This window comes from Streptococcus sp. 2579, assembly GCF_013277195.1.
Lineage (GTDB): Bacteria > Bacillota > Bacilli > Lactobacillales > Streptococcaceae > Streptococcus.
On record NZ_VMMM01000006.1, the window covers coordinates 108,028 to 125,797 of the forward strand.

Below are 17,770 nucleotides of genomic sequence, written 5' to 3' on the forward strand. Positions count from 1 at the left end.
AAAGGCAATAAATAATAGAAAAGAGAGAAAAACTATGGCAGTTCAAATGGAATACGAAAAAGATGTTAAAGTAGCAGCACTTGACGGTAAAAAAATTGCCGTTATCGGTTATGGTTCACAAGGACATGCGCATGCGCAAAATTTGCGTGATTCAGGTCGCGATGTCATCATCGGTGTACGTCCAGGTAAATCTTTTGACAAAGCAAAAGAAGACGGATTTGACACTTATACAGTAGCAGAAGCAACTAAATTGGCTGATGTTATCATGATTTTGGCACCAGACGAAATCCAACAAGAATTGTACGAAGCAGAAATCGCTCCAAACTTGGAAGCTGGAAATGCAGTTGGATTTGCCCATGGTTTCAACATTCACTTTGAGTTTATCAAAGTTCCTGCAGATGTAGATGTCTTCATGTGTGCTCCTAAAGGACCAGGACACTTGGTACGCCGTACTTATGAAGAAGGATTTGGTGTTCCAGCTCTTTACGCCGTATACCAAGATGCAACAGGAAATGCGAAAAACATTGCTATGGACTGGTGTAAAGGTGTTGGAGCAGCTCGTGTAGGTCTTCTTGAAACAACATACAAAGAAGAAACTGAAGAAGATTTGTTTGGTGAACAAGCTGTACTTTGTGGTGGTTTGACTGCCCTTATCGAAGCAGGTTTCGAAGTCTTGACAGAAGCAGGTTACGCTCCAGAATTGGCTTACTTTGAAGTTCTTCACGAAATGAAATTGATCGTTGATTTGATCTATGAAGGTGGATTCAAGAAAATGCGTCAATCAATTTCAAACACTGCTGAGTACGGTGACTATGTATCAGGTCCACGTGTAATCACTGAACAAGTTAAAGAAAACATGAAAGCTGTCTTGGCAGACATCCAAAATGGTAAATTTGCAAATGACTTTGTCAATGACTATAAAGCTGGACGTCCAAAATTGACTGCTTACCGTGAACAAGCAGCTAACCTTGAAATTGAAAAAGTTGGTGCAGAATTGCGTAAAGCAATGCCTTTCGTTGGTAAAAACGACGATGATGCATTCAAAATCTATAACTAATTAGAAAGCAAAGAATTTTGCTAAAATAGTAGCTTCAGCTATTCGTGGGATATTAGATGTACTTATTTAGGAGTTGAAATCATATGAACATTACCAATTTGTTTTCTATCAAGACAGGATGTGATGAGAATGATAGGCAACTGCAAAAATTATTTTTTCAGTTGGATTTACAATTGGGAGAATTGACAGATCAACTAAGAAAATTAGATTCTAATTTTGTTCCTCGTAGTCAATTTGTAGACACGCTGGATTTGAATGATGTAGAATATAAAGAAATTTTAAACTATTTTATCTTCCATCGTAATGATAGTGAAGAAAGTTTGGCAGAATGGTTATATGATTGGATTTCTACAAATCGTTATGAACTTCCTAAAGAGTTTTCAATTCGTATGGCTCATAAATATCATGAAAGTGTTGCTGAAGTTTTTGGAGATGAATAACTAAAAAAACAGTCATTAGTGACTGTTTTTTATAGAAAAAGAGGTTTTATATGTTAAGTTCAAAAGATATAATCAAGGCTCATAAAGTCTTGAACGGTGTGGTTGTGAATACACCGCTTGATTATGACCATTATTTATCGGAGAAGTATGGTGCTAAGATTTATTTGAAAAAGGAAAATGCCCAACGTGTTCGTTCCTTTAAAATTCGTGGTGCCTATTATGCTATTTCTCAGCTCAGCAAGGAAGAGCGTGAGCGTGGAGTAGTCTGCGCTTCTGCGGGAAATCATGCGCAGGGAGTTGCCTATACTTGTAATGAGATGAAAATTCCTGCTACTATTTTTATGCCCATTACTACTCCGCAACAAAAAATTGGGCAGGTTCGCTTTTTTGGTGGGGATTTCGTGACCATTAAACTAGTTGGAGATACCTTTGATGCCTCAGCTAAAGCAGCTCAAGAATTTACAGTCTCTGAAAATCGTACCTTTATTGATCCCTTTGATGATGCTCATGTCCAAGCAGGTCAAGGGACTGTTGCTTATGAGATTTTAGAAGAAGCTCGAAAAGAATCGATTGATTTTGATGCTGTCTTAGTTCCTGTTGGAGGTGGTGGTCTCATTGCTGGGGTTTCTACTTATATTAAGGAAACAAGTCCAGAGATTGAGGTTATCGGAGTAGAGGCGAATGGAGCGCGTTCTATGAAGGCTGCCTTTGAAGCTGGTGGACCTGTTAAGCTCAAGGAAATTGACAAATTTGCGGATGGGATTGCTGTGCAAAAGGTAGGACAGTTGACCTATGAAGCAACCCGTCAACATGTTCAAACCTTAGTAGGTGTTGATGAGGGATTGATTTCTGAAACCTTGATTGACCTCTACTCCAAGCAAGGGATTGTTGCAGAACCTGCTGGAGCGGCTAGTATCGCTTCTTTAGAAGTTTTAGCTGAATATATCAAGGGGAAAACCATTTGTTGTATCATTTCTGGAGGAAATAATGATATCAACCGTATGCCAGAAATGGAAGAACGTGCCTTGATTTATGATGGTATCAAGCATTACTTTGTGGTCAATTTTCCACAGCGTCCAGGTGCTCTGCGTGAGTTTGTAAATGATATCCTGGGACCAAATGATGATATCACACGTTTTGAGTATATCAAACGAGCTAGCAAGGGAACAGGGCCTGTATTGATTGGGATCGCTTTGGCAGATAAGCATGATTATGCAGGATTGATTCGTCGAATGGAAGGTTTTGATCCGGCTTATATTAACTTAAATGGGAATGAAACGCTTTATAATATGCTTGTCTGAGGGCTAATAAAAAAATATCATATTATTTGCACAACTGATGTATAGGTGCTATAATGAAGATGAAGAAAGGGGGCGATTCCTATGGTTTTAGGAAACTTATCGTGCAATTCTTACTTCTGTTCATTATAGCACTTATGATGTTTGGCTCAGATTTCCATCCTTCATTTTGATTTCCCGTCTATTTTGAAAAGTAAACTCACACGGTCTTTAAGATGTGATTTGCTTTCTTTTTGCTGACAAATATATCATATTAAAAGGATATATGAGCAACTGACTGAGCTTATCTGTCTTGTCATCTTTATTAAGGATGGTTTAGAGAATCGGGTGTTTGGTTTTAGGCTAGCACCTCAATATCCAAATGAGTGATGAATTTGAAGGATATAAGGAATAGCTATCTATCAGATGATTTTTTGAGGAAGAAAGATAGGAGTTTTTGAGCTAGTGAAGGCTTGGATTTCTAAAGGTTAGAACTGTCATCTTCAGTTCTTAAATCGAAGAAATAAGCTATCTTACGGAAATAGAGAAGCATTTTTTTAAAAGCTTGAATAATTTTGCACCTCAAGAGGGTAATAATACAATATTTTTATTAGCAAATATTTATGGTGTAGAGGCTAGCAAAACCTATATATTATCGGCTTTAAAAAGGAAGTAAGAAAATTATGAACTAATTATTTTCGTTGAATATATGTTTTTTTATTGACAAAAGTAGTAAAAACGTATACAATTAAATATTGTAAAGAAGAAAATAGGAGAAAAACATGGCTAAGTCAAACTTTGAAAAAGTAGAATCAGTTGTTGGCTGGGTTCGTGATAAGAAAATCACAGGCTACCGTATCTCTAAAGAAACGAATGCGCGTGAAATGTCTATCATTGCTCTGGCGCAGGGTCGTGCAAAAGTAAAAAATATTTCATTTGAAACAGCCCTAGGCCTAATTGATTTCTATGAAAAAAATCATGAAAAATTTGAAGATTAATCTTTGGATAACGGCGGATTCCTGACCCTCAAGTAGTAGAGATAGAGAATCTGCCTTTTCATTTTGGACAGCAAAAAGACTGCACGGTTGATGCAGCCTTTTCTTTTTATTTGATACTCTTCGAAAATCAAATTCAAACCACGTCAGCTTAACCTTGCCGTACTCAAGTACAGCCTGCGGCTAGCTTCCTAGTTTGCTCTTTGATTTTCATTGAGTATGAGATAGCGTTGAAGGAACTCTTTTGTACGGTCTTCTTTAGGATTGGTGAAGAGGTCTTCTGGTTTGCCTTCTTCAGCGATTACACCCTTATCCATGAAGATAACACGGTGAGAGACATCACGGGCGAATTCCATTTCGTGAGTTACAACAATCATGGTCAAGCCTTCTTGAGCCAGGTCCTGCATGATTTTGAGGACTTCTCCAACCATTTCTGGATCGAGAGCTGATGTTGGTTCATCAAAGAGAATAGCGTCAGGATTCATTGAAAGGGCGCGAGCGATGGCCACACGTTGTTTTTGACCACCTGAGAGTTGTTTTGGTTTGGCTTGCCAGTAGCGTTCTCCCATGCCGACTTTTTCTAGGTTTTCTTTGGCAATTTTTTCAGCTTCTGTGCGTTCGCGTTTAAGGACTGTTGTCTGAGCGACGATTGTGTTTTCGAGAACGTTAAGATTTTCAAAGAGGTTAAAGGATTGGAACACCATCCCTAGTTTTTCACGGTATTGCGTGAGGTCATAGCCTTTTTCGAGGACGTTTTGTCCATGATAAAGGATTTGTCCATCAGTTGGCGTTTCAAGTAGGTTAATGGAGCGTAGGAAGGTTGATTTTCCGCTTCCAGAGCTTCCGATGATAGAGATGACTTCTCCCTTGTGGACAGTCAGAGAAATGTCTTTTAGCACTTCGTTTTGTCCATAGGATTTTTTGAGGTGTTTAATTTCAAGGATTGCTTGTGTCATTATTTTAAATCCTCCGTTTGCATTTGGTTAGCACCTGTAGTATAGGTATCCATGTCCATTCGGCGCTCGATGAAGCGTAGGATACGTGTTACGGTGAAGGTGAGGACAAAGTAAATCACGGCGATGATTGTAAATGTCTGGAAGTATTGATAGGTTTGTGTTGCCACGGTATTTCCTGAGAAATAAAGTTCGACAACCGAGATAACGTTCAATACAGATGTATCTTTGATATTGATGACAAATTCATTACCAGTTGCTGGTAGGATGTTACGGACCACTTGAGGTAGGACAATCTTACGCATGGTTTGGTTATGAGTCATACCGAGTGCAGTTGCGGCTTCAAATTGTCCCTTGTCAACTGCCAGGATACCACCACGGACGATTTCAGTCATGTAGGCACCGGTATTGATTGAAACGATGAAGATAGCAGCTAGTGTACGGTCAAGGTTGATCCCGAAAGCTTGGGCAGTTCCATAGTAGATAACCATCGATTGAACGATCATTGGGGTACCACGGAAAATTTCAATGTAGACATTGAGGATCCAGCCGATTAGTTTTTGTAGGCCGTAAATGGCTTTATTTTCAGAGAGAGGAGCAGTACGGAAAACACCAATGGCAAGACCGATGATGAGACCGATGATGGTTCCGACGATAGAGATTAAAAGAGTGATACCAGCACCACGCAAGAGTTGTTGCCAGTTTTCAGAAAGAATTTTAGTGACTTGGCTAAAGAAACTACTGCTAGTCTCTTCAGTTGTTGTAGCTTCGGCAGGTTGTTCCTTGATCATACGATCCATCAAGGCAACTTGGTCGTCTTTTGAAATGGTTTCAATGCTGGCATTGATTTGGCTAATACGATTGTCATCTTTACGAAGTCCAATAGCGATAGCTGTATCTTCTTCCCCAGTTTTGAAACCAGGTTCTACTTGGACCATCTTAAACTTAGAGTTCGCAGCTTCAGCGGTCAGAGCTTCTGGGCGTTCAGAAACATAAGCATCGATAACACCAGCCTCAAGAGCTTGGCGCATTTGAGCGAAGTCTCCCATGGCTGTTTCTTTTTTAGCACCTGGGATTTGTGCAATCAAGTCATAAAGGTAGACACCTTGTTGAGAAGTGATTTTCGCACCATTAAAGTTATCTAAAGATTTAGCATTTGCGTAGGCAGAATCTTTTTTGACTAGTAGAACTGGTTCGCTAGTGTAGTAACTGCTTGAAAAGGCAATTTCTTGTTTACGCTCGGCAGTAGGACTCATACCTGCGATAATCATGTCAATCTTACCAGAAGTAAGGGCAGGAACTAGACCCTCCCACTTGGTTTTAACAACCAAAGGTTCTTTACCTAAGTCCTTAGCGATTTTCTTGGCGATTTGAACATCGTATCCGTTAGCATACTGGTTAGTCCCATCGATTTTGACAGCCCCATTGCTATCATCGTCCTGAGTCCAGTTAAAGGGAGCATATGCTGCTTCCATCCCGATGCGTAAATATTCATCGGCTTGGGCAACATTGACAAGTCCCAGCATCAGTAAGAGACTTGTGAAAATAGATAAGTATATTTTTCTCATGATTTCTCCTATTTCTAATCTATTAAAAAATAACTGTCTCCTATTTTATCGAAAAATGCGTAATTTTTCAACATAAGTAAGCCTTTACTTACGAAAAAATGCTATAATGATAAGAAAGATAAAAAGGGGGCTTAATTGATGAAAAAAACTTTTTTCTTATTTGTTTTAGGCTTGTTTTGCCTTCTGCCATTCTCTGTTTTTGCCATTGATTTCAAGATAAACTCTTATCAAGGTGATTTGTATATTCATGCAGATAATACGGCAGAATTTAGACAGAAGATAGTTTACCAGTTTGAGGAGGACTTTAAGGGCCAAATCGTGGGACTTGGACGTGCAGGCAAGATGCCTAGTGGATTTGACATTGATCCTCATCCAAAGGTTCAGGCTGCGAAAAATGGTGCTGAACTGACAGATGTTACGAGCGAAGTGATAGAAGGAGCAGATGGTTATACTGTTAAAGTTTATAATCCAGGTCAAGAAGGCGACACAGTTGAAGTTGACCTCGTTTGGAACTTGAAAAATTTGCTTTTTCTATATGATGACATTGCTGAATTAAATTGGCAACCTTTAACAGATAGTTCAGGGGCTATTGGCAAGTTTGAATTTCATGTAAGGGGAGAAAAGGGGGCTGAAAAACTCTTTTTCCATACAGGGAAACTTTTTAGAGAGGGAATGGTTGAAAAGAGTAGCCTTGATTATACTATTCGTTTAGACAATCTTCCGGCTAAGCGTGGAGTTGAATTGCATGCCTACTGGCCTCGAACTGATTTTGCTAGCGCTAGGGATCAGGGATTGAAAGGAAATCATTTAGAAGAGTTTAATAAGATAGAAGACTCGATTGTTAGAGAAAAAGATCAGAGTATGCAGCTCGTTACTTGGGTCTTTCCTTCGATACTTTCCATCTCTTTGTTATTGAGTGCCTGTTTCTATTTTATTTATAGAAGAAAGACCACTCCTTCAGTTAAATATGCCAAAAATCATCGTCTTTATGAACCACCAATGGAATTAGAGCCTATGGTTTTATCAGAGGCGGTTTACTCGACCTCCTTGGAGGAAGTGAGTCCTCTAATCAAAGGAGCAGGTAAATTCACCTTTGACCAACTTATTCAAGCTACTTTGTTAGATGTGATAGACCGTGGGAATGTTTCTATTATTTCAGAAGGAGATGCAGTTGGTTTGAGGCTAGTAAAAGAAGATGGTTTGTCAAGCTTTGAGAAAGACTGTCTAAATCTGGCCTTTTCAGGCAAAAAAGAAGAAACTCTTTCCAATTTGTTTGCGGATTACAAGGTATCTGATAGTCTTTATCGTAGAGCAAAAGTCTCTGATGAAAAACGGATTCAAGCAAAGGGGCGTCAGCTCAAATCTTCTTTTGAAGAAGTATTGAACCAGATGCAAGAAGGAGTGAGAAATCGGGTTATCTTCTGGGGACTTCCAGATTATTATCGTCCTTTAACTGGTGGGGAAAAGGCCTTGCAAGCGGGTATGGGACTCTCCACTATCTTGCCCCTATTTATTGGATTTGGTTTGTTCTTGTACAGTTTGGACGTTTATGGCTATCTTTACCTCCCCTTGCCAATACTTGGTTTTCTAGGTTTGGTTTTGGCTGTTTTCTATTATTGGAAGCTTCGATTAGATAATCGTGATGGTGTCCTAAATGAAGCAGGAGCAGAAGTCTACTATCTCTGGACCAGTTTTGAAAATATGTTACGTGAGATTGCACGATTGGATCAGGCTGAATTGGAAAGTATTGTGGTCTGGAATCGCCTCTTGGTCTATGCGACCCTATTTGGCTATGCGGACAAGGTCAGCCATTTGATGAAGGTTCATCACATCCAAGTAGAAAATCCAGATATCAATCTCTATGTAGCTTATGGCTGGCATAGTATGTTTTATCATTCAAGCGCGCAAATGGGCCATTATGCCAGCATCGCAAATACAGCAAGTACCTACTCCGTATCTTCTGGAAGTGGAAGTTCTGGCGGTGGCTTCTCTGAAGGCGGAGGTGGCGGCAGTATCGGCGCCTTTTAAAGAGAGCTATCACTGGCTGAAAAAATATGCTATAATGGAAGATAGAAAAAGGAGTAATCTATGTATCTTATTGAAATTTTAAAATCTATCTTCTTCGGGATTGTTGAAGGAATTACGGAATGGTTGCCCATTTCTAGTACAGGTCACTTGATTTTAGCAGAGGAGTTTATCCAATACCAAAATCAAAACGAAGCCTTTATGTCCATGTTTAATGTCGTGATTCAGCTTGGTGCTATTTTAGCAGTCATGGTGATTTACTTTAATAAACTAAATCCCTTTAAACAGACTAAGGACAAACAGGAAGTTCGTAAGACTTGGAGACTATGGTTGAAGGTCTTGATTGCGACCTTGCCTTTGCTTGGCGTCTTTAAATTTGATGATTGGTTTGACACCCACTTCCATAACATGGTTTCTGTTGCTCTCATGTTGATTATCTATGGGATTGCCTTTATCTATTTGGAAAAGCGCAATAAAGCGCGTGCTATCGAGCCAAGTGTAACAGAGTTGGACAAGCTTCCTTATACGACAGCCTTCTATATCGGCCTCTTCCAAGTTCTTGCCCTTTTACCAGGGACAAGCCGTTCTGGAGCAACGATTGTCGGTGGTTTGTTGAATGGAACTAGTCGTTCTGTTGTGACAGAATTTACCTTCTATCTTGGAATTCCAGTTATGTTTGGAGCTAGTGCCTTAAAGATTTTCAAATTTGTGAAAGCAGGACAGCTCTTGAGCTTTGGGCAATTGTTTTTGCTCTTGGTTGCGATGGGAGTAGCCTTTGCAGTCAGCATGGTAGCTATTCGTTTCTTGACAAGTTATGTGAAAAAACACGACTTTACCCTTTTCGGTAAATACCGTATCGTGCTTGGTAGTGTTTTGCTACTTTACAGTTTTGTCCGTTTATTTGTATAAGAAAAACCTTGAAGGGGCAGCTCTTCAAGGTTTTAAAATCCAGTCAGGGTAATCCCCAGCAGGCGGACACCTCTTTCTTTCTCGCTTAACTCTTCATAGAGTTGCAGGGCGATTTGGCTTATCTGACTAGCATCCTGTGTTTTTTGAGCCAGACTTTTTCGTTTAGTAAGAGTTGAAAAGTCCTCGTAGCGAATTTTCAGAATGACAATTTTTCCAGCTTTTTCTTGTTGACTGAGATTGAGAGCGACTCTTTCTGATAGAAGAGTCAGCTCTTTTTTAATGTCTTCCTCGGCACGGAGAATCTTCCCGTAGGTTTTCTCCTTGCCGATTGATTTACGGATGCGATTTGATTTAACTGGAGAGTTGTGAATGCCACGAGCCTTTCGATAAAGGTCATAGCCCAGTCTGCCAAATCGGTCTATTAGGGTCACTTCAGGAACTTCAAGTAGGTCAGCGCCAGTAAAAACACCCATGTGATGAAGACGTTCGACTGTCTTTTTTCCTACTCCATGAAATTTGGAAATATCCATTTGTTTGAGAAAATCCTCAGCTTGGTCAGGTAGAATCACTGTCAAACCATGAGGTTTTTGATAATCACTGGCCATTTTAGCCAAGAATTTGTTGTAAGAAACGCCAGCAGAAGCAGTTAGATGGAGTTCTTGCCAGATATCCTCTTGAATGAGGCGAGCAATTTTGACCGCTGACTTGATCCCGAGTTTATTTTCTGTCACATCCAAATAGGCTTCGTCAATGCTCATGGGTTCTATTAAATCTGTATAGCGCTTAAAGATAGCTCGAATCTGGAGTCCCACAGTCTTGTATTTTTCATAATTCCCTGAGATAAAGACTGCCTGGGGACAACGTTCATAGGCTTCCTTAGAGCTCATGGCTGAATGGACACCAAAAGCTCGCGCCTCATAGCTACAGGTAGAGACGACTCCCCGCCCACCTGTTTGCCGAGGGTCGCTTCCGATAATGACAGGTTTTCCTCTGAGTTTAGGATTATCCCTGATTTCTACCGCAGCAAAAAAGGCATCCATGTCAATATGGATGATTTTTCTTGACAAATCATTTAACAAAGGAAAAATCAACATGCCTAGCACCTTTTTACAGCTTATTTTCTTTTATTATACCCTTTTTTCTGAAAAAAGGAAAAAAGGGTATAATTTTTTCAAAAATATAATACAGTTTGGAGTAAAATATAGACTGTTTTAGAAAAGAAAGTGTAAAAATAGGGATTTTTCGCTTGTTGAAATCGGTTACTGTATGGTATACTTGACTCATGAATGTAACAGATGGTTGTTACTAGAAAGAAAAAAGAGGACATTAACATGGTTGTTAAGACAGTTGTTGAAGCACAAGATATTTTTGATAAAGCTTGGGAAGGCTTCAAAGGCGTAGATTGGAAAGAAAAAGCAAGTGTATCACGCTTTGTACAAGCTAACTACACACCTTATGATGGAGACGAAAGCTTCCTTGCAGGACCAACAGAACGTTCACTTCACATCAAAAAAATTGTAGAAGAAACTAAAGCACACTACGAAGAAACTCGTTTCCCAATGGACACTCGTCCAACATCTATCGCTGATATCCCAGCAGGATTTATCGATAAAGAAAACGAAGTTATCTTCGGTATCCAAAACGATGAACTCTTCAAATTGAACTTCATGCCAAAAGGTGGTATCCGTATGGCTGAAACTACTTTGAAAGAAAATGGATACGAACCAGATCCAGCTGTTCACGAAATCTTTACTAAATACGTAACAACAGTTAACGACGGTATCTTCCGTGCCTACACTTCAAACATCCGTCGCGCTCGTCACGCTCACACTGTAACTGGTCTTCCAGATGCATACTCACGCGGACGTATCATCGGTGTTTACGCACGTCTTGCTCTTTACGGTGCAGACTACTTGATGCAAGAAAAAGTAAACGACTGGAATGCAATCGAAGAAATCGATGAAGAAACAATCCGTCTTCGTGAAGAAATCAATCTTCAATACCAAGCATTGCAACAAGTTGTTCGCTTGGGTGACCTTTACGGAGTTGATGTTCGCAAACCAGCGATGAACGTTAAAGAAGCGATCCAATGGGTTAACATCGCCTTCATGTCTGTCTGCCGTGTTATCAACGGTGCTGCTACATCTCTAGGTCGTGTGCCAATCGTATTGGACATCTTTGCAGAACGTGACCTTGCTCGTGGTACATTTACTGAATCAGAAATCCAAGAATTCGTTGATGATTTCGTTATGAAACTTCGTACAGTTAAATTTGCTCGTACAAAAGCTTACGACCAATTGTACTCAGGTGACCCAACCTTCATCACAACTTCTATGGCTGGTATGGGTAACGACGGTCGTCACCGTGTTACTAAGATGGACTACCGTTTCTTGAACACTCTTGACAATATCGGTAACTCTCCAGAACCAAACTTGACAGTTCTTTGGACTGACAAATTGCCATACAACTTCCGTCGCTACTGTATGCACATGAGCCACAAACACTCTTCTATCCAATACGAAGGTGTAACAACAATGGCTAAAGACGGATATGGTGAAATGAGCTGTATCTCATGCTGTGTGTCTCCACTTGACCCAGAAAATGAAGAACAACGCCACAACATCCAGTACTTCGGTGCGCGTGTAAACGTATTGAAAGCCCTTCTTACTGGTTTGAACGGTGGTTACGACGATGTTCACAAAGACTACAAAGTATTTGATATCGAACCAATCCGTGACGAAGTTCTTGAATTTGAATCAGTTAAAGCTAACTTTGAAAAATCTCTTGATTGGTTGACTGACACTTACGTAGATGCTTTGAACATCATCCACTACATGACTGATAAGTACAACTACGAAGCTGTTCAAATGGCCTTCTTGCCAACTAAACAACGTGCCAACATGGGATTCGGTATCTGTGGATTTGCTAACACTGTTGATACATTGTCAGCTATCAAATATGCTACAGTTAAACCAATCCGTGATGAAAATGGCTACATCTACGATTACGAAACAATCGGTGAATACCCACGTTGGGGTGAAGATGACCCACGTTCAAACGAATTGGCAGAATGGTTGATCGAAGCTTACACAACTCGTCTACGTAGCCACAAACTTTACAAAGACGCAGAAGCTACAGTTTCACTTTTGACTATCACATCTAACGTTGCTTACTCTAAACAAACTGGTAACTCACCAGTCCACAAAGGTGTATACCTCAACGAAGATGGTTCTGTGAACTTGTCTAAACTTGAATTCTTCTCACCAGGTGCTAACCCATCTAACAAAGCTAAAGGTGGATGGTTGCAAAACTTGAACTCACTTTCTAGCCTTGACTTTAGTTATGCAGCTGATGGTATCTCATTGACTACACAAGTATCACCTCGTGCTCTTGGTAAGACTCGTGACGAACAAGTTGATAACTTGGTAACAATCCTTGATGGTTACTTCGAAAACGGTGGACAACACGTTAACTTGAACGTTATGGACTTGAACGATGTTTACGAAAAGATCATGTCAGGTGAAGATGTTATCGTACGTATCTCTGGATACTGTGTAAACACTAAATACCTCACTCCAGAACAAAAAACTGAATTGACACAACGTGTCTTCCACGAAGTTCTTTCAATGGATGACGCCTTGGATGCATTGAGCTAATCAAGTTTTTAAGTAATGAAATAAGGAACCCTCGGTCAGTCGACTGAGGGTTTTGTACTTGGGATAGTGTGAGCAATTCCTTCGGCGCAATATGCAATGTTTTTGGGAAGGAATAGTGGACCGAATCTGAAATAGTCCACTGAAACGGCTCAAACAGTGCTAGAAATTGACTGGAATTCTCTAAGCGATTTGTTCAGATTTTATTTCATTTCATCATAAAAACAAGACGACTGGCTAATTGACAATCATCTTGTTTGATACTGTTAATAAAATTCGCGAAGTTTATCTTGATTTTCTTTAAAAAATTTTTCTAACCAATCCATACCATAAGCATAACTAAAGCCTTCTAATAGAACAGAGAGGTCAATAGTATCAAATCCCATGTCTTTTAAATATTTAAAGGTATCGAATGGTGAATGAAAGTTTTTGTATTTAATAATTGCACCAATATCTTTCAAATCCTGCTCCCTGATACTCATCATCTTCATTCCTAACACATACTCAATAGGGACTACTAAAACGGTCAGATTCTCAAATGAGTACAAGGATTCGCATAAACTTAAGGGAGGTTGATTGTTCATATTTGCAACATGATTGTTGAGCCATAACTCTTCGTGGGTGTTAAGATTAAACTGTTTTCCTACACGAGCAATAATTTCATTGATTTTCTGATTTTGGTCATAAAAAGCATCAACATCTTGTGTGGCACGTAAACCATGATATTCTAAGACATAACCACCGACACAGATAATTGTTAAAGTCAGATTTTCCTGAATTAATTCCTTATTTAGGGCTTGGAAGACCGGTTTCATTTTATCCATGCTTGTATTTCTCCATCAATTTTTGAACATTGGTTAACTTAGCAGGTTTATTTAATGAAATCACATATTTATGAGTTGGAGTATGCTCTTGAAAGGCATACTTCAAGCTAATTTTTTGAAAATGAGTTAGTTCTTTGGAGTCTAGCAACTTTTCTACATCTTGGTTTGTTAAATAAGAATAGTCTTCAAAAATAACTTTTCGCAAATAGCGAAACCAATGGCTTGCGTTGAATTGTGATTGTTTGGATGCCTGTATCATATAATCGTACCAATCCATTGTCTTCCTCCTATGAAATTTAGTTTATCTTATTGTAGTTTATATTTAAAAATGTAGTTTTTCTTAATTAGCTCGTATCTATAGGATGATACTGAAAATTATCTTGTTGCTTTAAATCACAATCGAAAAATTCTGTTTTTCATCTTAGAAAAGAGTGTTTAGAAATGTAAAATGAACCTTTTTTCTTATCCAAGAACCTCACTAAAGTATATAATTTAGGAAGTCAATCCTGTATGATAATGTTTGTACTATCGTTGAGTTTTTGCTTAATTGCCTAACGAGATAAATTTTAGAAGAATTTTCGGTGTGATTTGACAAGCTTCTGACTGGAAGGATAGTTACACTAGTATTGTTTATTAAAATGAGGAGATAGAGAAAATTTGGAATCCATTTGCTTATTATCAATCGTTTTTTTAGCTTGTTTGTCTTAGATTGGTATAGAACTGATTTATGGATTGATCCTCTTGTATCTTATCCTGTTCCTAAATATGTTGGTAGAAAAATGAAGCAGTTGTTACGAGTGTCTGTATTGGGAAAAATTTTATCTATACAATTCTTTAAATGATATGAAGGCTAGGAATGCCAAAACACTGACATATTTCGTTTGAATCTCATCCAATCCCTTTACTTGTATTTGTAGAAATGCTATCAGTAATATATTCGCGAACACTATGATTTACAACAGTGTGGTCGTACATCTTTGTAAGTTTATTATACAACAACCATTTACAGGTGTAAAGTTGAGCAGTGTCTTTAGTAAATTTAGGGACTTGTTTTGTCACAGTTTTGATACCTGTATTCGTTGTTTCATGAGCATTTAACGTTCCTCTTCATGTAGGCATTTCAACAATTAGAATGATATTTTTCCGAGGATGAACTTATATATTGTGACTTTTTAGAGTTATGATGCCTCTTGATTTGACTACCGCTATCAATTTCATCCACTTTTACAGTTTCATGCAACATAGCGAGAAGGCGGTTTCCTATATGGAAGTCGTCTTGTTTTCATATTGTCTAAATACGAGATATTTACTACAGGTTATAGTTGATTTAAACAGGTCTATAGATTTCTAATATATTAAGGTGAAATAATATCTTGTAATACATTGCTATGTTCTATGAAAAAAGCGACGGTAGCTAATGCACAAGCTCCTATACTTCCACGATGTTTGTTGTAAGGTAAAATTTCAATTTCTATATTACGAGTAAAGGGAACGAAGTGGAGCTGATCTTGGATTTTATCCCTGACTTCATGAGTGAAAGGTTGATAATTAAGCAATTGACTGTTGATATAGATTTTATCAGCAGGATTGATGAGGAGAAGATTTGCAATAGAAGTGGCCAATAAATTGACTCCTTTATCAATTTGTTGGCGTAAAGCAGAGTCGCCTAAGTTGTAAGCTGTTAAAAGGGTATCTAAATGAATGTCTTTTTCAGTCTTTACAAGGCTTTTTAGTACAGTTAGTTGAGAATTTTTAAATAATAATTGGGCATGTTTGATTAACCAAGCATCCGAAATATATGTTTGTAAACAACCTTTTTTTCCGCATTCACAATATTGCCCATTCAATTCGACAATGGTGTGTCCAATTTCTCCGATATAAGGATTTTTAGAGGCTCCTATTTTTTCTTTTGTGAAAAAGGAAGTGTAAATACCTAATCCAGCGTGTAGGAAAATAAAGTTATCGGGGGTATTGTGTGGATTAAAAAGGTATTGCCCTATAGCCATACAATCAATATTATTTTTTACAATAAAAGGAAAATCGAATTTTTTAATTACATTTAATAAATTAAATGATTCCCATATGGGGTTGTTTGTAATGATGCTTCCGGAGTCTTTGTTATAATGTCCAGGTATTGATAAGCCAAATCCAAGTAATTTTGTCTCCAAAGGGACATACTCTATAGCTGTTTTTATCATATTGGTAATGGTGGAATTGATTTCTGAAATAGGATAATCTTCATTCAAAATTTCTGTCTCGAAAAGAGTTTTCCCTTGTAAGTCACATAGACTGAGAAAGACACCTAGGACGTTTATTTCAATACCTCCAACAACATACGGAATATTATCTGTAATAGAAATAGTTTTTCTACGTCTTCCAGATCCGGAAAACTCGCTAAATTCATCACCAGTTTCGTATATGAGGGATTGTTCGCTTAGCTCTTTTATGATGTTAGTCGTTGTTGCTGGAGTAAGTCCTGTTTCATTAACAATATCTGTACGGGATGTTGCTGGATTTCGATATAGAAACTCCAGTATAGTGGCTCTATTGTGTAAAAAGGCTGATTGTTTTGTAATCATTTGTTTCCTCCTTTGGTTTATTTTATATTAAACATAAGAAAAAATCAATTAAAATTATTATTATATACAAAGAAAAAAATATTGTAAAAACAGTAAAAAATATATTGACAACGCTTTCTGTTAGTGGTATATTTAATTTATAAAAAATAAAAAAAGGAGTTCCGGTGATGAACAATATTTTAACGTTTTTAGAAACGAAAGTCGCTCCGTTTGGTGAAAAAGTTGGCAACCAACGGCATTTGAAAGCTATTCGTGAAGGATTTATGATGGCAATGCCTTTGATTTTAGTCGGCTCTTTATTTCTTATTCTAATCAGTTGGCCTCAAGAGGCTTTTACAAATTGGCTGAATAGTGTTGGATTGCTAAGTATCTTGACAACTATGAATCAGTCAACAGTAGCGATTATCTCCTTGGTCGCTTGTTTCGGTATTGCCTACAGGTTGTCGGAAGGATATGGTACAGATGGTCCGTCGGCAGGGATCATAGCCTTATCCAGTTTTGTATTGATGGCACCTCGTTTTTCGAGTATGGTTTATGATAAAAATGGGGAGCAGGTCAAGCAGTTATTTGGCGGCGCAATACCATTTTCTAGCCTGAATGCATCTTCTTTATTTATGGCGATTACCATTGGATTGGTTACAGCAGAGATTTATCGTATGTTTATCCAGCGCGGAATTACGATAAAAATGCCAAGTGGTGTCCCAGATGTAGTAAGTAAATCATTTTCAGCTCTTTTACCTGGTTTTACTACTTTTGTTTTGTGGGCTCTGGTCTTAAAAGGTCTTGAAGCGGCAGGAGTTGCAGGAGGTCTCAACGGACTTTTAGGTGCAATTGTTGGAACACCGCTTAAGTTAATTGCAGGAACGCTTCCAGGTATGATTCTATGTGTTATTGTAAACTCATTCTTTTGGTTCTGTGGAGTTAATGGGGGGCAAGTTTTAAATGCTTTTGTAGACCCAGTTTGGTTACAATTTACTACAGAAAACCAAGAAGCTGTGGCTGCAGGACAAACCCTACAACACATTATTACATTACCGTTTAAAGATTTATTTGTATTTATTGGTGGCGGTGGAGCGACTATTGGTCTTGCGATTTGTCTCTTCCTATTTAGTAAGAGTCGTGCTAATAAAACATTAGGTAAGCTAGCTATTATACCGTCTATCTTTAATATCAATACAGCTATTCTATTTACGTTTCCAACGGTTTTAAATCCGATTATGCTGATTCCGTTTATTGCTACTCCTACAATCAATGCCTTGATTACCTATGTATCAATGGCTGTAGGATTAGTACCTTATACAACAGGTGTAATCCTTCCGTGGACAATGCCACCGATCATAGGAGGATTCCTTGCGACAGGGGCTAGTTGGCGAGGAGCTCTATTACAAGTTGTTTTAATTTTGGTTTCTGTGGCAATTTATTATCCATTCTTCAAAATTGCAGATAAACGCAATCTTGAAAAAGAAAAAGCTACTGTTGGAGGGAAATAA

Annotated in this window: 14 protein-coding genes and 1 pseudogene; 9 read left to right on the forward strand and 6 right to left on the reverse strand. The window is 38.4% G+C overall.

Features of this window, described 5'->3' with window-relative positions:
- Positions 1-34: 34 nt before the first annotated feature.
- The 5 genes and pseudogenes from ilvC (at position 35) to HT725_RS03450 (ending at position 3,772) form a co-directional block, all read left to right on the forward strand.
- Positions 35-1,057 carry a ketol-acid reductoisomerase gene (gene ilvC / locus HT725_RS03435; protein ID WP_000290683.1) on the forward strand — a complete coding sequence of 341 codons (1,023 nt, stop codon included), beginning with the start codon at positions 35-37 and terminating at the stop codon, positions 1,055-1,057.
- An 83-nt stretch (positions 1,058-1,140) separates the two neighbouring features.
- The gene (locus tag HT725_RS03440) at positions 1,141-1,497 is read left to right on the forward strand and encodes a ketol-acid reductoisomerase (protein WP_173217925.1); all 357 of its coding nucleotides are present in this window, start codon (positions 1,141-1,143) and stop codon (positions 1,495-1,497) included.
- A 50-nt stretch (positions 1,498-1,547) separates the two neighbouring features.
- Positions 1,548-2,798 (forward strand): threonine ammonia-lyase IlvA, encoded by a 1,251-nt coding sequence (ilvA, locus tag HT725_RS03445; RefSeq protein WP_000952975.1) that lies wholly within the window; start codon positions 1,548-1,550, stop codon positions 2,796-2,798.
- A gap of 538 nt (positions 2,799-3,336) precedes the next feature.
- Positions 3,337-3,450: pseudogene (locus HT725_RS10200) on the forward strand (SPFH domain-containing protein); the annotation flags it as partial.
- A 106-nt stretch (positions 3,451-3,556) separates the two neighbouring features.
- Positions 3,557-3,772 carry a hypothetical protein gene (locus HT725_RS03450; RefSeq protein WP_001130036.1) on the forward strand — a complete coding sequence of 72 codons (216 nt, stop codon included), beginning with the start codon at positions 3,557-3,559 and terminating at the stop codon, positions 3,770-3,772.
- Between the two features lie 188 nt (positions 3,773-3,960).
- On the opposite strand, the gene HT725_RS03455 is transcribed toward HT725_RS03450, so the two are convergent.
- Together HT725_RS03455 and HT725_RS03460 are read right to left on the reverse strand one after the other, a co-directional pair.
- Complete coding sequence (locus tag HT725_RS03455; protein ID WP_000189476.1) at positions 3,961-4,725, reverse strand: amino acid ABC transporter ATP-binding protein; 765 nt, start codon at positions 4,723-4,725, stop codon at positions 3,961-3,963.
- The gene (locus HT725_RS03460) at positions 4,725-6,290 is read right to left on the reverse strand and encodes an ABC transporter substrate-binding protein/permease (protein WP_173253079.1); all 1,566 of its coding nucleotides are present in this window, start codon (positions 6,288-6,290) and stop codon (positions 4,725-4,727) included. The genes HT725_RS03455 and HT725_RS03460 overlap by 1 nt, the downstream gene beginning before the upstream one ends.
- Before the next feature lie 138 nt (positions 6,291-6,428).
- On the opposite strand from HT725_RS03460, the gene HT725_RS03465 reads away from it, so the two are divergent.
- Together HT725_RS03465 and HT725_RS03470 are read left to right on the forward strand one after the other, a co-directional pair.
- The gene (locus tag HT725_RS03465) at positions 6,429-8,318 is read left to right on the forward strand and encodes a DUF2207 domain-containing protein (RefSeq protein WP_173253080.1); all 1,890 of its coding nucleotides are present in this window, start codon (positions 6,429-6,431) and stop codon (positions 8,316-8,318) included.
- Between the two features lie 60 nt (positions 8,319-8,378).
- A complete protein-coding gene (locus tag HT725_RS03470; protein ID WP_173217919.1) occupies positions 8,379-9,224 on the forward strand; it encodes an undecaprenyl-diphosphate phosphatase in 846 nt (281 codons plus the stop codon).
- Between the two features lie 32 nt (positions 9,225-9,256).
- On the opposite strand, the gene dinB is transcribed toward HT725_RS03470, so the two are convergent.
- Positions 9,257-10,318: a DNA polymerase IV gene (gene dinB / locus HT725_RS03475; RefSeq protein WP_173253081.1), complete on the reverse strand. Its 1,062-nt coding sequence runs from the start codon at positions 10,316-10,318 to the stop codon at positions 9,257-9,259.
- Positions 10,319-10,555: 237 nt separating this feature from the next.
- Here dinB and pflB point away from each other — a divergent pair, with 237 nt between their 5' ends.
- The gene (gene pflB / locus HT725_RS03480) at positions 10,556-12,880 is read left to right on the forward strand and encodes a formate C-acetyltransferase (RefSeq protein WP_000260631.1); all 2,325 of its coding nucleotides are present in this window, start codon (positions 10,556-10,558) and stop codon (positions 12,878-12,880) included.
- 263 nt (positions 12,881-13,143) lie between these two features.
- On the opposite strand, the gene HT725_RS03485 is transcribed toward pflB, so the two are convergent.
- From HT725_RS03485 to HT725_RS03500, 3 genes are all read right to left on the reverse strand, one after another.
- Entirely contained in the window at positions 13,144-13,701 is a 558-nt protein-coding gene (locus tag HT725_RS03485) for a DUF6036 family nucleotidyltransferase (protein ID WP_173253082.1), read from the reverse strand.
- Positions 13,694-13,978: a hypothetical protein gene (locus tag HT725_RS03490; protein WP_050259685.1), complete on the reverse strand. Its 285-nt coding sequence runs from the start codon at positions 13,976-13,978 to the stop codon at positions 13,694-13,696. The genes HT725_RS03485 and HT725_RS03490 overlap by 8 nt, the downstream gene beginning before the upstream one ends.
- Positions 13,979-15,056: 1,078 nt before the next feature.
- The gene (locus HT725_RS03500) at positions 15,057-16,280 is read right to left on the reverse strand and encodes an ROK family transcriptional regulator (protein WP_173253084.1); all 1,224 of its coding nucleotides are present in this window, start codon (positions 16,278-16,280) and stop codon (positions 15,057-15,059) included.
- 167 nt (positions 16,281-16,447) lie between these two features.
- Here HT725_RS03500 and HT725_RS03505 point away from each other — a divergent pair, with 167 nt between their 5' ends.
- Positions 16,448-17,770, forward strand: coding sequence for a PTS sugar transporter subunit IIC (locus HT725_RS03505; protein ID WP_050090535.1), 1,323 nt, complete (start codon positions 16,448-16,450; stop codon positions 17,768-17,770).

Coding starts and splice junctions, on each gene's coding strand:
- ilvC (WP_000290683.1), top strand. CDS start 35: ATGGCAGTTCAAATGGAATACGAAAAAGATGTTAAAGTAGCAGCACTT.
- HT725_RS03440 (WP_173217925.1), top strand. CDS start 1,141: ATGAACATTACCAATTTGTTTTCTATCAAGACAGGATGTGATGAGAAT.
- ilvA (WP_000952975.1), top strand. CDS start 1,548: ATGTTAAGTTCAAAAGATATAATCAAGGCTCATAAAGTCTTGAACGGT.
- HT725_RS03450 (WP_001130036.1), top strand. CDS start 3,557: ATGGCTAAGTCAAACTTTGAAAAAGTAGAATCAGTTGTTGGCTGGGTT.
- HT725_RS03455 (WP_000189476.1), bottom strand. CDS start 4,725: ATGACACAAGCAATCCTTGAAATTAAACACCTCAAAAAATCCTATGGA.
- HT725_RS03460 (WP_173253079.1), bottom strand. CDS start 6,290: ATGAGAAAAATATACTTATCTATTTTCACAAGTCTCTTACTGATGCTG.
- HT725_RS03465 (WP_173253080.1), top strand. CDS start 6,429: ATGAAAAAAACTTTTTTCTTATTTGTTTTAGGCTTGTTTTGCCTTCTG.
- HT725_RS03470 (WP_173217919.1), top strand. CDS start 8,379: ATGTATCTTATTGAAATTTTAAAATCTATCTTCTTCGGGATTGTTGAA.
- dinB (WP_173253081.1), bottom strand. CDS start 10,318: ATGTTGATTTTTCCTTTGTTAAATGATTTGTCAAGAAAAATCATCCAT.
- pflB (WP_000260631.1), top strand. CDS start 10,556: ATGGTTGTTAAGACAGTTGTTGAAGCACAAGATATTTTTGATAAAGCT.
- HT725_RS03485 (WP_173253082.1), bottom strand. CDS start 13,701: ATGGATAAAATGAAACCGGTCTTCCAAGCCCTAAATAAGGAATTAATT.
- HT725_RS03490 (WP_050259685.1), bottom strand. CDS start 13,978: ATGGATTGGTACGATTATATGATACAGGCATCCAAACAATCACAATTC.
- HT725_RS03500 (WP_173253084.1), bottom strand. CDS start 16,280: ATGATTACAAAACAATCAGCCTTTTTACACAATAGAGCCACTATACTG.
- HT725_RS03505 (WP_050090535.1), top strand. CDS start 16,448: ATGAACAATATTTTAACGTTTTTAGAAACGAAAGTCGCTCCGTTTGGT.